The organism is Paenibacillus sp. ISL-20, assembly GCF_018613005.1.
Classification (GTDB): domain Bacteria; phylum Bacillota; class Bacilli; order Paenibacillales; family Paenibacillaceae; genus Paenibacillus_AQ.
In genome coordinates this window covers 1-12,789 of the sequence record NZ_JAGGRD010000028.1, presented here as the reverse complement: position 1 = coordinate 12,789, position 12,789 = coordinate 1, and the positions used below count along the sequence as shown (strand labels likewise).

At 49.0% G+C, this 12,789-nt stretch carries 12 protein-coding genes; all 12 read left to right on the top strand.

The genetic code is table 11. The annotated features are described in order from the left end of the window. The first annotated feature begins 12 nt into the window (after positions 1-12). The 12 genes from J7E85_RS17795 to J7E85_RS17740 all read left to right on the top strand — a co-directional run bounded on the left by J7E85_RS17795 (position 13) and on the right by J7E85_RS17740 (position 12,615). On the top strand, positions 13-792 hold the full coding sequence (locus J7E85_RS17795) for a class I SAM-dependent methyltransferase (protein WP_215160013.1): 780 nt from the start codon (positions 13-15) through the stop codon (positions 790-792). Further along, positions 782-1,729 carry a tRNA (adenosine(37)-N6)-dimethylallyltransferase MiaA gene (miaA, locus tag J7E85_RS17790; protein WP_215160011.1) on the top strand — a complete coding sequence of 316 codons (948 nt, stop codon included), beginning with the start codon at positions 782-784 and terminating at the stop codon, positions 1,727-1,729. The genes J7E85_RS17795 and miaA overlap by 11 nt, the downstream gene beginning before the upstream one ends. Positions 1,730-1,782: 53 nt before the next feature. Then, entirely contained in the window at positions 1,783-2,022 is a 240-nt protein-coding gene (gene hfq / locus J7E85_RS17785; protein ID WP_076321134.1) for an RNA chaperone Hfq, read from the top strand. 184 nt (positions 2,023-2,206) lie between these two features. Next, entirely contained in the window at positions 2,207-4,921 is a 2,715-nt protein-coding gene (locus J7E85_RS17780) for a transglycosylase domain-containing protein (RefSeq protein WP_215160008.1), read from the top strand. 99 nt (positions 4,922-5,020) lie between these two features. Then, on the top strand, positions 5,021-5,578 hold the full coding sequence (locus J7E85_RS17775; RefSeq protein ID WP_071218240.1) for a ribonuclease FAU-1 family protein: 558 nt from the start codon (positions 5,021-5,023) through the stop codon (positions 5,576-5,578). Next, entirely contained in the window at positions 5,578-6,231 is a 654-nt protein-coding gene (locus J7E85_RS17770; RefSeq protein WP_215160006.1) for a YdcF family protein, read from the top strand. Before J7E85_RS17775 ends, J7E85_RS17770 begins: the two co-directional genes overlap by 1 nt. Positions 6,232-6,312: 81 nt before the next feature. Then, positions 6,313-7,296, top strand: coding sequence for an AAA family ATPase (locus J7E85_RS17765; protein WP_215160004.1), 984 nt, complete (start codon positions 6,313-6,315; stop codon positions 7,294-7,296). 120 nt (positions 7,297-7,416) lie between these two features. Next, a complete protein-coding gene (gene hflX, locus J7E85_RS17760) occupies positions 7,417-8,709 on the top strand; it encodes a GTPase HflX (protein ID WP_215160002.1) in 1,293 nt (430 codons plus the stop codon). 143 nt (positions 8,710-8,852) lie between these two features. After that, complete coding sequence (locus J7E85_RS17755) at positions 8,853-10,106, top strand: methionine gamma-lyase family protein (protein ID WP_215160000.1); 1,254 nt, start codon at positions 8,853-8,855, stop codon at positions 10,104-10,106. A gap of 82 nt (positions 10,107-10,188) precedes the next feature. Continuing rightward, entirely contained in the window at positions 10,189-10,599 is a 411-nt protein-coding gene (locus J7E85_RS17750) for a MerR family transcriptional regulator (protein ID WP_076321140.1), read from the top strand. A gap of 63 nt (positions 10,600-10,662) precedes the next feature. Next, positions 10,663-11,991, top strand: a complete 1,329-nt coding sequence (gene glnA, locus J7E85_RS17745) for a type I glutamate--ammonia ligase (RefSeq protein ID WP_215159999.1) — start codon at positions 10,663-10,665, stop codon at positions 11,989-11,991. A gap of 210 nt (positions 11,992-12,201) precedes the next feature. Then, entirely contained in the window at positions 12,202-12,615 is a 414-nt protein-coding gene (locus J7E85_RS17740; protein ID WP_215159997.1) for a hypothetical protein, read from the top strand. Positions 12,616-12,789: the final 174 nt, after the last annotated feature.

Here is a 12,789-nt window from a genome sequence, read left to right as displayed (position 1 = left end):
AGGAGGACCTTCATGATTATAACAACTGGAGAAGCGGAAGCGCCGGACATTGTGGAGCGCGCGAGAAGTTTAGCCCAGGAAATCGGCTGCCGTTATGTCCAGCGCGGCGGTCATTCATTGCGGAAATTAGCCCGCAGGTTCGGAGACGATGACGTGCTGATCGTACTGAACGGACATGTACGTCTAAGCGGACCGGGCGGGGCGGTCATGGAATTTCATCCGAGTATGGGGTTTGTCCGATTGAAACGCGTGCTGAACGGAAAACCCGATCCCATGCTGGAGGCTTCCGGTATGGAGGAAGGGGATTCCGTGCTGGATTGTACGGCGGGGCTTGGAGCCGACTCCCTGGTATTCGCAGGCAAGGGCGGGGTGAACAGCCGGATCACTGCCCTGGAGAGCTCACTGCCCCTGTATGCGCTGCTGAAAGAAGGGCTGCGGACCTATGAAAGCCATTTGGAGGCCAGTGATCAGGCGATGAGGCGAATCGAGGTCAGGCACAGCCATCACCTGGATTATTTGAAGTCGCTGCCGGACCGGAGCGTAGACATTGTTTATTTTGATCCGATGTTCCGTGAACCGATCACCGAATCGGCTTCGATCCATCCTCTAAGACATTATGCAAATGGGGAGCCGCTGGAAATGGAAAGTGTGAGAGAAGCGGTCAGGGTCGCGCGCAAAACCGTCGTGATGAAGGAAGCGCGATCCAGTGGAGAGTTTGAGCGGCTTGGCTTTACATTGCCTGAACGGGGAAAATCGAAAATAACGTACGGAGTGATTTCCATTGACAGATGAAACCAAACCGAAACTGCTCGTTCTCATCGGACCAACAGCTGTAGGTAAAACCAAAATGAGCATTGAAATCGCGAAGGAATTGGGGTGTGAGATTATCTCCGGCGATTCGATGCAGGTATACCGGGGCATGGATATCGGAACGGCCAAAATTTCCGTGGAGGAAATGGAAGGTGTTCCCCACTATCTCATTGATATTCACGAGCCCGATCACCCCTATTCGGTAGCCGAATTTCAGGAGCAGAGCCAGAGGCTCATTACGGAGATCACGCAGCGGGGGAAACTTCCTTTTATTGTTGGCGGAACCGGGCTTTACGTGGAGTCGGTGTGTTACGGCTATCAGTTTAGCGAGACGGGAGCGGATGAAGTTTTTCGGGAAGAGCAGTTCCGCTATGCCAACGAGCATGGAGCCGAGGCTCTGCATCAAAAATTGGCCGAGATTGATCCTGAAACGGCCGAGCGGCTTCACCCTAATGACCTACGCCGGGTCGTTCGTGCTATGGAAGTATTTCATGTGACAGGCGTCCCACTTTCGACCCAACTGGCACCTCAAACCAAGGAATCTCCCTATGACTTATGCTTGGTCGGTTTGACAATGGACAGGCAAATGCTATATAACCGTATTGAAGAGCGAATTGATCTTATGCTGAGCCAGGGACTTGTTGATGAGGTGGCGGCGCTCATGAACAAAGGGTTCGCTCCGGGGCTTGTATCCATGCAAGGGCTGGGTTACAAGGAAATCGTTTCGTACCTTAGCGGGGAGTTCAGCTACGAGGAGGCCGTCGTGCTGCTTAAGCGCGATACACGCCGTTTCGCTAAGCGGCAGCTATCTTGGTTTCGCCACATGAAGGACATCGAGTGGGTAGACGTCACCGACTCGGGAAATTTTTCTGCGAACTATCAAAAAATCCGTGCTATAATAGCAGGAAAGTTTCACTGAAATCTTGAATATATTTTCAAAACAATCTAAATGAACCATTGGGGGTACGGCTAATGAACAAGTCCATTAACATCCAAGACACGTTCTTGAACCAACTGCGCAAAGAGAACATCCCGGCCACGGTATACCTTACAAACGGCTTTCAGATCCGTGGAACGATCAAAGCTTTTGACAATTTTACCATCGTGATTGACAGCGACGGCCGTCAGCAAATGGTGTACAAGCATGCTATCTCCACGTTCATGCCGCAGCGTAATGTGTCCCTGATGCAGGATAACAGCAGCGAACAATAGATTTTAGAATGGATTCATAAAGAGCAGAATCGTACCGTAAATGATTAATTTGAAACTTTTTGGCTTATAATTCGTTTAGCTTATAAGGAGTGCAGAGAGCAACCTGAGAAGGTTGTTCTTTTCTTTCCGAGGCATGACTTGAGTCAGAAGGCTTGATCCCGCAAGGGAGTAAGGAGGGGGACAAATGGCTGGAAAAGATAATCAGATGTCACGGTTGAACAAAAACAAAGACAACCCGAAGACATCCAAAACCACGAAACCGAATGCGAAGAAGAAAAAAGGCAAAGGAAAGCGAATTGCATGGGCATTGTTTTTTACGGCCGTCATTGCGATCTTCTGTGCGCTTGCAGGTTATTTGTTCATCTTGATCAGCGGTGAAAAGCTGCTGGAGCAGAATCAGGATAAGCTGACCGCTTACGGTACTTCCAAGGTATATGACCGTAATGGCACGCTGATGGGCGAACTGTCCCTCCAGAAGAGTGATCCTGTGAAGTACGAGGATATACCGGAGCTATTGGTACAAGCATTTATTGCAACAGAAGATAAACGGTTCATGGAGCACAACGGCGTAGACATGTGGTCGATCGGCCGCGCAGCGGTAAAGGATGTCATGGCCCGTTCCATGGTCGAAGGCGGAAGTACGATCACGCAGCAGCTGGCGAAGAACATATTCCTGACAAGGGATAAAACATTCTTCCGGAAGGCGACTGAAATGTCGATCGCGCTGGCGCTTGAACGTAAACACAGTAAACAGGAAATTATTGAGATGTACTTGAACCGGATTAACTTCGGGGGACCTTATTACGGCATCAAAGCCGCATCCGAGCGTTATTTCGGCAAATCGAATCTGAAAAAACTGGAGATATGGGAAATAGCAACACTGGCGGCAATGCCGAAGGGACCGTCCCGATATAATCCGCTCAAGAACCCTGAGCTCTCCAAAGAGCGTCGTGCGGTGGTATTGACTTTGATGGAACAGCAGGGTTATATAACGGCCGAAGAGGCGGCGAAAGCCAAGAAAGTGGACTATGCGTATACACCGCCTGAGAGACAACAGAAATATACAGCGTTTATCGACTATGTAATGGAAGAAGCCGAAGAAAAATGGGGCCTCACCGAGGACGATGTTAATATTGGCGGTTATCAGATTTACACAACGATGGACGTGAATGCCCAGACGGCAATGGAAGAAGAGTTCAAGAATCCGGAAAACTTTGAAAAAGGTCCAGACGACGTGCCGGTTGAAGGTTCTATGGTCATCATTAACCAGGAAACCGGTGGGATCGTAGCCATGTCCGGTGGACGGGAATATACGCGCGGAGGGTTCAGCCGGGCTACCGACAGCCGTCGTCAGCCGGGATCCGCCTTGAAGCCGATTGTATCGTATGCACCGGCGCTGGAATCCGGAAAGTTTACGAAGGACTCCAGATTAAGTAATAAATCGCAATGTTTTGGCACCAATTATTGCCCAAATAACCTGCACGGATATTCGGAGACGATTGGTATGCCGGAAGCGATTCAGCGTTCCGAGAACATTCCGGCCGTATGGCTGTTGAACCAAATCGGCGTAAAAACCGGATTCGAGTTCGCTCAGAGTCTTGGCATCAAGATGACCGAAGGCGATGCGAACTTATCCCTGGCTCTCGGCGGCATGGATACCGGTACGAACACATTCGAGATGGCACAAGCTTTCAGCGCCTTTGCTAATGGCGGAGAATTCAAAGAGGCTTTTGCAATCAAGCAGATTAAAGATAACAAAGGCAAGGTTGTGCATGAGAACAAAGGCAGCAAAGGGAAGCGCGTGATGAGCGCTTCGACGGCTTCGCAAATGACAGACATGATGAAGCGCGTTGTAGAGGACGGAACGGGTAGAAATGCCCGGATCAGTCGTCCGGTAGCCGGTAAGACCGGAACCACGCAGAGCGGCTATAAAGGCGTCAGCTCAAACCGCGACGTATGGTTTGTCGGATATACGCCGGAGTTAACCGCAGCTGTGTGGATGGGTTATGATAACCCAGACCGGCAGCATCTGCTGAAACGAAGCAGTTCGATCTCAGCTTCCTTATGGGGCAAAGTGATGGAGAAGGCGGTTCAAGGCTATGAAGCGAAGAGCTTCCCGAGTACCGAGCCGGTAAAGCCGCCTGTTGAAGAAACGACGTTAACCGCAGTCAGCGGTTTGACGGGCTCCTATAATGGGGAGACTCAGACCGTATCACTGAGCTGGAATCCGGTTCAGGGCAACGTGCAATACCGCGTGTACCGTAAGGAAACGTCGGAATCGGAATACACCCCGATTCTCGATGCCTTGAATGGTACATCCATAGAGGATTTGAGCGCAATGGAGGGATTGACCTATGATTATTATGTGACCGCTATAGACCCGTCAACGAGCCAGGAGTCGGCACCTTCGAACATCCTGCAGATTGTGGCCGTTTCCGAGGAATTGCCACCTGAGGATCTCGAACCCGATCCGGGGGACATCCAGGAACCGCCTCCGGTTGATGAAGGTGACAACGGAGCAGGCAATGAGTTCCCTCCTGGGAATGAGAATGGCAACGGGAACGGAAATGGCAACGGTAATGGCGAGACAGGCAATGGGAATGGTGAAGGCACAGGCAATGGTAATGGTAACGGTAATGGTAATGGTAATGGTAATGGTAATGGTAATGGTAATGGTAATGGAACGAACCCTCCTGACAATGGAAACGGAACCGGGAATGGCCAAGATGGTCAAAATCCTGGCAATGGATCTGATGACTCAGGAGATGGATCTAACCATGGTGACACAGGCACTGGAGGAACCGACACTGATTCGGGCAATATTCCTACGGTACCGGGAACCATTGTGGATCCGTCAGATCCGGTTGATGGTTCTGACGAGTTCCAAGATAGTCCATAATGAACTTGAGAGCCTCCGCATGATTGCGGAGGCTTCTTTGTTTTGAGTGTGATACCCAAATGTGGTAAGCTGGGAATACGAATGGGGAGGAAAAGTTCCATGAAACGTAAATTCGGAGATCGGGCGAATTGGCGCCGTATCACCCGCCGGCACTTCACTTCCCGGTATGTGGAATGTGAGCAGTTTACAGGGTATCTCACGTTATATACCATATATGGCCTGAAAGAACCGTTATGGAAGACGTATGGCCGTCATACTTACCGAATCGCGGACAAAGGCTATTCATGGCTGCAGTATTATCCGAAGGACAGCCATTTCATCGTGACCGCCATGTTTGATGACAAACGAAATATTGTTCAATGGTACATCGATATTTGCAAGAAACAAGGGGTAACAGATCAGGGTGTCCCTTGGTTTGACGATCTGTATTTGGACGTTGTGGTCGTCAAGAATGGTGAAGTGTTCTTGCTGGATGAAGATGAGCTTGAGGATGCCCTAGGGCGGAATGACATTACTCGGGATGACTACAGGCTGGCCAAGGTAACCGCACGGAATCTGCTTCGGGCCATCGACGCGCATGAATTCCCTTACTTTATGATGTCTCTGAAGCATCGCGACCAGTTATTTCATAATGGAGAGTTCAGGAGGAAGAAATAATGCGTCAGGAAATACATAAGAGTCTGTCTCAAACAGGCACGAAGAAGAGAGCATGGTATCGGCGAGGGATGATTACCCTGCTCTCTCTCGTTGTTCTTGGAGTGCTATGGTCAGGTTATGCATATTGGAAGATCGAAAGTGCCGTCAGCAGTCCGTCGGAGAAAGCGGATGTCGGCATTATCCTGGGCGCTTCCATGTGGGGAGATCAGCCAAGTCCGGGGCTTCGCGAGCGGCTCGAGCATGCGCTAGTTGAATACCATGCAGGCCGTTTTGATACCTTCATCGTTTCTGGCGGCCTCGATAAGCCGGGGTATCCATATACCGAAGCCGAAGGAATGCGAAATTTCTTGGTTGACGCGGGCGTACCGGAGGAACGGATCTTCCTGGAGAACGAAGCAACGAGCACTTACGAGAATTTGCTCTTCAGCCAAGCGATTATGGAGGAGCATGGGTGGAACACCGCCATTATAATAACCCATGACTATCACGGGACGAGAGCGATGGAGGTTGCAACAACCCTTGGTTACGATCATCCTTCTATGTCGCTGACGGAATCTGCCGTTTTGCCGATGGCTAAACACAAGTCTAGAGAAGTGCTGGCTTATACGAAATGGACGGCCGATCGGCTGTTGATCGCCATGGGTGTCCTATGAGGACGAAACTTCTAATAAGCAGGCTGTAAATAGAATACATTGGAATAGATAGTCAGCCCTTTGGTAAAGAGGTGAGGAGCAATGAACGGGCGTGTAACGGCCGCTAACGGCCGATCTGAAGGACGGCCATCCAGGCAGATTAATGTCGTGCTCCGCAGCGCGGAACCTCCACTCATCAGCAGTGCGGTTCCGGAACGCGAACCGGCCCCTTCGCCAAACCCTGTTTCCCAGCACAGTCTATTCCAGGAAATACAGAAAGAGCTGGATCAACTGGTAGGTCTCGAACAAATCAAAGACCTGGTATTTGAAATCTATGCTCTGCTTCAAGTGGCTCAGATGCGTTCGGAGGCAGGCTTATTAAGTGGTGGTCATGTGTACCATATGATTTTTAAAGGAAATCCCGGAACTGGGAAAACCACAGTCGCCCGTATCGTGGCAAAGCTGTTTCAGAAGATGGGCGTGCTTAATAAGGGTCACCTGATCGAAGTGGAACGGGCGGATCTCGTAGGTGAATATATCGGTCACACGGCACAAAAGACCAGAGAACTGGTCAAAAAAGCGCTTGGAGGAATTCTGTTCATCGACGAGGCTTACAGTTTGGCGCGCGGCGGTGAGAAGGATTTTGGCAAGGAAGCGATCGATACGCTGGTTAAGGCGATGGAGGATCATAGAAACCAGTTCATTCTTATTCTGGCAGGCTATAGCGATGAGATTGATTTTTTTATGGATTCGAATCCCGGCCTGTATTCCCGATTTCCAATCCAGATGGACTTCCCGGATTACAATCTGGATCAATTGATACAGATTTCGGAGCTGATGGCAAAGGAGAGGGATTATATCTTGATGCCGCAGTCGCTGAGCAAGCTCAAGGAACACCTGCAGATGGAGAAGGATCACGGACTGCACGCCTTCAGTAATGCGCGTTATGTACGGAATGTCATCGAGAAATCGATAAGGAATCAATCGGTTCGGCTGCTAAATCAGTACGTAACCGGAAACCCCGGCAAGCTTGAGCTTATGACCCTGCGGCCGGAGGACTTTAAGTTAAACGGAAAAATACAATGATTTTAAGCTTGTCTTCGAACATAATGAAGGGGTAACGCTGCTTTCTTTGGATCATAATGTTTATTGCAGGCAGCAGCGGTTAGTTAAATTAGGAGACGTAATGATAGAGGAGTTGGCTATATGACAAATATAACGCATGATACCCGGACAGAGATCGAAGATAAAGCCGTTTTGGTCAGTTTGGTGACGGATGCAGTTAAACGTACAGGAATTAATCCGGAACACTCGCTGCAGGAGCTGGTTCAGCTAGCTGAAACCGCTGGAGTGGAGGTGCTGGATGTCATTACGCAGAATCGCGAAGTTCCGGATTCCAAGTGGTTTATCGGCAAAGGGAAGGTCGAAGAGCTGCGCATGGCGATTGATGGGTTGGGCGCAACAACAGCCATATTCGATCAGGAATTATCCGGCGCACAAGTACGAAATCTGGAAGAATCACTCGATGTGAAAATTATCGACCGTACTCAATTGATACTGGATATTTTCGCTCAACGTGCGAAGACCCGTGAGGGGATTATCCAGGTGGAGTTAGCACAGCTTACTTATTTGCTCCCGCGGTTGTCGGGACATGGTAAGAATCTGTCCAGGCTCGGGGCGGGGATCGGGACACGTGGACCAGGGGAAAGTAAACTCGAAACCGACCGCCGGCATATTCGTGACAGAATCAGCGACCTGAAGCGGCAGCTGGATGAAGTTACTCGGCATCGTACGCTCCATCGGGAGCGGCGGAAGAAGAGCGGTGCCGTACAGGTTGCTCTAGTCGGTTATACCAATGCCGGCAAGTCAACATTGTTAAACCGGTTAACGGCCGCAGATGTTTATATCCAAGATCAATTATTTGCTACGCTGGACCCCACTTCGCGTGTGTTGGAGCTGCCTAGCGGCAAGGAAGTTGTGCTAACGGATACCGTTGGATTTATACAGAACCTTCCTCATGATCTGGTAGCTGCGTTCCGTGCGACGCTGGAAGAAGCCAACGAAGCCGATCTGATTCTTCATGTCGTAGATGCTTCTTCCCCGATGCGGGACGAACAGATGGCTGTCGTTCAATCCATACTTCAGGATCTGGGGGCGGCGGATAAACCGCAGATCGTTCTGTTTAACAAGAAGGACGCATGTGAACCGGTTCAGCTGGAGATGCTGCCTACCGGGGATGGTCAATTAAAGATTAGTGCTTATCAAGATCAGGATTTGGAAATGGTTCGTGAAGCGATTCAGGATCAGCTCTCCGGAGGGAACGTGACGTTCCGGATTCCGGCTGACCGCGGTGACCTGAACTCGGTTGTATACCGTGTCGGAGACGTGCTGGAGCAGTCTTTTGATGAGAATGATATCCTCTACGAGGTGCGAATCAATAAAGCGGATTATGAGAAAATGGGTTATTTGCTTCATGATTACGTTCAGAACGGATCTTAGGTTTCAATAAGAATCGTAGTGTAAGCCCCTGTATGGGGCTTATATTGCGTGTTCAGGGTGCTCAAGCATTGCGAGTTCTATGAAATAAAAATATGTGTTAAGATGTGAGACATCATGTGTAAAAGAGGAGAGAGCAGTTGGTCATGGCAAGATTTTCGCAAGATATACTTGAATTGAGCAGTGAGATTGAGTCCAAAATCGGGCATCGTTTACGGGAGATCGATAATATCGTTGATTTTAATCAGTGGAAGGTGATCGATGCTTTCCAGAAGTTTCAGGTAAGTGATTTTCATTTTGCGGCTTCCACCGGGTATGCATACAATGATCGCGGCCGTGAAGTGCTGGATGAAGTCTACGCAGACGTATTTGGAGCCGAATCTGCCCTGGTAAGGCCGCATTTTGCTTCCGGTACCCATACGATCTCAACCGCATTGTTTGGTGTGTTAAGACCAGGAGATGAGCTGTTGTATATTTCGGGGCGTCCGTATGACACCCTCCATAAAGTGATTGGCGAACCCGGGGACGGCACCGGGTCCCTTCGAGATTTTGGAATCGGTTATCAGGAGGTTGCGCTAACAGAACAAGGGGATGTAGATTGGGAGCGGGTAGAGAAGGCAATCACGTCTTCAACCAAGGTTATTGGTATCCAGCGTTCTCGTGGATATGATTGGCGTTCTTCGTTCACGGTATCCCAGATTGGTGACATGGTAAGCCGGATTCGGTCCATTCGCCCGGATTTGATCATTTTCGTTGATAACTGTTACGGTGAGTTTACGGAGCGATTGGAACCGACGGAGGTTGGCGTTGATCTGATGGCGGGGTCGCTTATCAAAAACCCTGGCGGCGGCATTGCCGAAACCGGCGGCTACATATGCGGTAAAGCGGCCTATGTGGATAAGGCAGCCTATCGGCTGACTGCTCCCGGCATCGGACGAGAAGTGGGGGCTATGCTGGGAACGACCAGAGGCATCTATCAGGGATTATTCCTGGCACCATCCGCGGTTGGACAAGCGGTCAAGGGCAGCATTTATGCCGCCGCGATGTTTGAGGCGGTGGGGTTCACAACCAAGCCGGGCTGGCAGGATGAGCGGACCGATTTGATTCAGGCGGTATCGTTTACCGGAGCGGATCATCTGATCGCTTTTGTACAAGGGATTCAGCGGGCTGCGGCAGTCGACAGTCATGTGGTGCCTGAGCCTTGGGATATGCCTGGATACGAACATCCTGTAATTATGGCGGCAGGTACGTTCATCCAGGGAGGAAGCCTCGAATTATCCGCGGATGCGCCAATCCGATCACCTTATATCGGGTACATGCAAGGCGGCTTGACCTACTCTCATGTTAAATATGGTGTGCTTATGGCCCTCCAAAGCATGAAAGATCGTAAATTGTTGTGAGTTATCCTTACATGCGGTTGACGTGGTTGATCAGGAAATGTACAATAGGATCAGAATAGACCACTTGGAAGGTTGATGAGATATGGGTGATGAGATTCGGAGGAATATGGCATTATTTCCGATAGGCATTGTTATGAAGCTTACGGATTTATCTGCCAGACAAATTCGCTATTATGAGCAGCATAACTTAATTGTCCCAGCCCGTACGTCGGGCAACCAACGCCTGTTTTCCTTCAATGATGTGGAGCGACTGCTAGAGATTAAGGCTTTGATTGAAAAAGGTGTTAATATCGCCGGCATTAAGCAGGTAATGAATCCTGTCACGAAAGAGTCTGAAGAGGCTACTGTCATTACTCCTGATACCGAGAACAGACGCCGTGAGATGTCGGAGTCCCAGTTGCGACGTTTGCTGAAGCAGGAATTGATTACCGCTAGAAGACCGGGTCAGGTTTCATTGATTCAAGGGGAATTATCCCGGTTTTTTAATAAATAAGGATTGCCATGCTGTAATTCTTCATTAAAATCTAGTTTTTTTATTTAAAAAGGAGAGGATAAAGTGAGTTATACCAGAGAGGACATTCTACGTATTGCCAAAGAAGAAAATGTTCGATTTATCCGCTTGCAATTTACAGATTTGCTTGGAACGATTAAAAATGTTGAGATTCCTGTAAGCCAGCTGCCTAAAGCGCTTGATAATAAAATGATGTTCGACGGTTCGTCCATCGAAGGTTATGTACGGATCGAAGAATCCGATATGTACCTGTACCCGGACCTGGATACCTTCATGATCTTCCCTTGGGTATCAGAGGATCGTGTTGCACGCTTGATCTGTGATGTCTACATGCCTGACGGCACTCAGTTTGCAGGAGATCCGCGCGGCATTCTGAAGAGAGCGCTGAAAGAAGCCGAAGAAATGGGCTTCACTTCCATGAATGTCGGTCCCGAGCCTGAATTCTTCCTGTTCAAAACCGATGAAAAAGGCAACCCGACGATGGAGCTCAATGACCAAGGTGGATACTTTGACCTCGCGCCTACGGATCTCGGCGAGAACTGCCGCCGCGATATCGTACTGACACTGGAAGAGATGGGCTTTGAAATCGAAGCTTCTCACCATGAGGTTGCTCCTGGTCAGCACGAAATCGATTTCAAGTATGCCGATGCGATCAAAGCAGCAGACCAGATTCAAACATTTAAATTGGTAGTTAAGACGATCGCTCGTCAGCATGGACTGATTGCAACATTTATGCCGAAACCGCTATTCGGCGTGAACGGCTCCGGTATGCACTGTAACCAATCGCTCTTCAAAGGCAGCGAGAACGCGTTTGTTGACGAGAGTGATGAGCTTGGCTTGAGCGTAACGGCGCGTAACTATATGGCGGGTATTCTTAAGCATGCACGCGCGTTTGCTGCGATCACGAACCCAACGGTGAACTCGTACAAGCGTCTCGTGCCTGGTTACGAAGCACCTTGCTACGTAGCATGGTCTGCAAGTAATCGCAGCCCAATGATTCGAATTCCTGCATCCCGTGGCCTTAGCACGCGTATTGAAGTGCGTAACCCGGATCCGGCGGCTAACCCGTATCTGGCTCTGGCTGTCATGCTGAAAGCAGGTTTGGACGGCGTGAAGCGTGAGCTGTCGCTCCCGGCTCCAATCGACCGCAACATCTATGTGATGACGGAAGAAGAGCGTATTGAGGAAGGCATCCCTAGCTTGCCAGCAAACCTGAAAGAAGCTATTAACGAGTTGATCCGCAGCGAAGTCATTTCCGATGCACTCGGGGATCATGCGCTGGCTCACTTCTACGAGCTGAAAGAAATCGAATGGGACATGTATAGAACGCAAGTTCACCAATGGGAACGCGATCAGTACATTACGATGTATTAATAGAGGAATCCCTTGCGCCGTAAGGCGTGAGGGGTTTTTGTTATTGGGGGCAGATAGTGAGGGATGAATGTGATCTCTGTTTCATCCCCGACATTCAACAGTTCAATCAATGAATTTGATCAAATTGGGCTTGTGGATTATTAGCCAGCTTTCATATAAAGTAAGTAGATTAGGTAAATATGGTAAGTGGATAACGAAGGAGGTTCGTAAATGGCAACTCTAAGTGACCACGAAGAGAAGAGAACTCGGGCAGCGTTCGCGTTAATATCTCGTATTCCTGGTGAGGATGAAGGATGCCAGATTAATTTTAAGTTTTATAAGGCTAACCGAATCATGTATGATTTGAATTTTGGGTGGACGAATTTGACAATCCGGAATTTTGTTTCGGTAACTGCTGAATTTCCGCTTGAGTATTTAAATGGTTTTAAATTAGATGGCTTATTTATGTCTTTTGAAAAACATTTATACCAGCTGAGTTGGGAACCAATGGAACGAAAAGGGATCTATCAGCTGCGATTTTACGGATCTGAGCAGGATTTTCAGTTAACAGCCAACAAAGAATCCATTCGAAGATTTGGTTCTCAATTTAAACAGGCCTGGGATAAGGCTTTGTTAGTTGAATAGCAATGGCAATAATTTTTGGCTTGTGATTTTGGAGAACCGTTCATAAAATGCAGCTAATTCAGAATCTTCCTCCATATAAGGGATGATTCTTTTTTATTAGACGGATTGTAATATGAAGTGCGACAGAAAAAGAACGGCCCATGGAAGATTCGCGTAAAATGGAGTCACCACAAC

Excerpts from the sequence above, each read along its gene's own strand:
- J7E85_RS17795 (WP_215160013.1), top strand. The coding sequence starts at position 13 with ATGATTATAACAACTGGAGAAGCGGAAGCGCCGGACATTGTGGAGCGC.
- J7E85_RS17775 (WP_071218240.1), top strand. The coding sequence starts at position 5,021 with ATGAAACGTAAATTCGGAGATCGGGCGAATTGGCGCCGTATCACCCGC.
- J7E85_RS17780 (WP_215160008.1), top strand. The coding sequence starts at position 2,207 with ATGGCTGGAAAAGATAATCAGATGTCACGGTTGAACAAAAACAAAGAC.
- hflX (WP_215160002.1), top strand. The coding sequence starts at position 7,417 with ATGACAAATATAACGCATGATACCCGGACAGAGATCGAAGATAAAGCC.
- J7E85_RS17740 (WP_215159997.1), top strand. The coding sequence starts at position 12,202 with ATGGCAACTCTAAGTGACCACGAAGAGAAGAGAACTCGGGCAGCGTTC.
- J7E85_RS17755 (WP_215160000.1), top strand. The coding sequence starts at position 8,853 with ATGGCAAGATTTTCGCAAGATATACTTGAATTGAGCAGTGAGATTGAG.
- J7E85_RS17765 (WP_215160004.1), top strand. The coding sequence starts at position 6,313 with ATGAACGGGCGTGTAACGGCCGCTAACGGCCGATCTGAAGGACGGCCA.
- J7E85_RS17750 (WP_076321140.1), top strand. The coding sequence starts at position 10,189 with ATGGGTGATGAGATTCGGAGGAATATGGCATTATTTCCGATAGGCATT.
- J7E85_RS17770 (WP_215160006.1), top strand. The coding sequence starts at position 5,578 with ATGCGTCAGGAAATACATAAGAGTCTGTCTCAAACAGGCACGAAGAAG.
- hfq (WP_076321134.1), top strand. The coding sequence starts at position 1,783 with ATGAACAAGTCCATTAACATCCAAGACACGTTCTTGAACCAACTGCGC.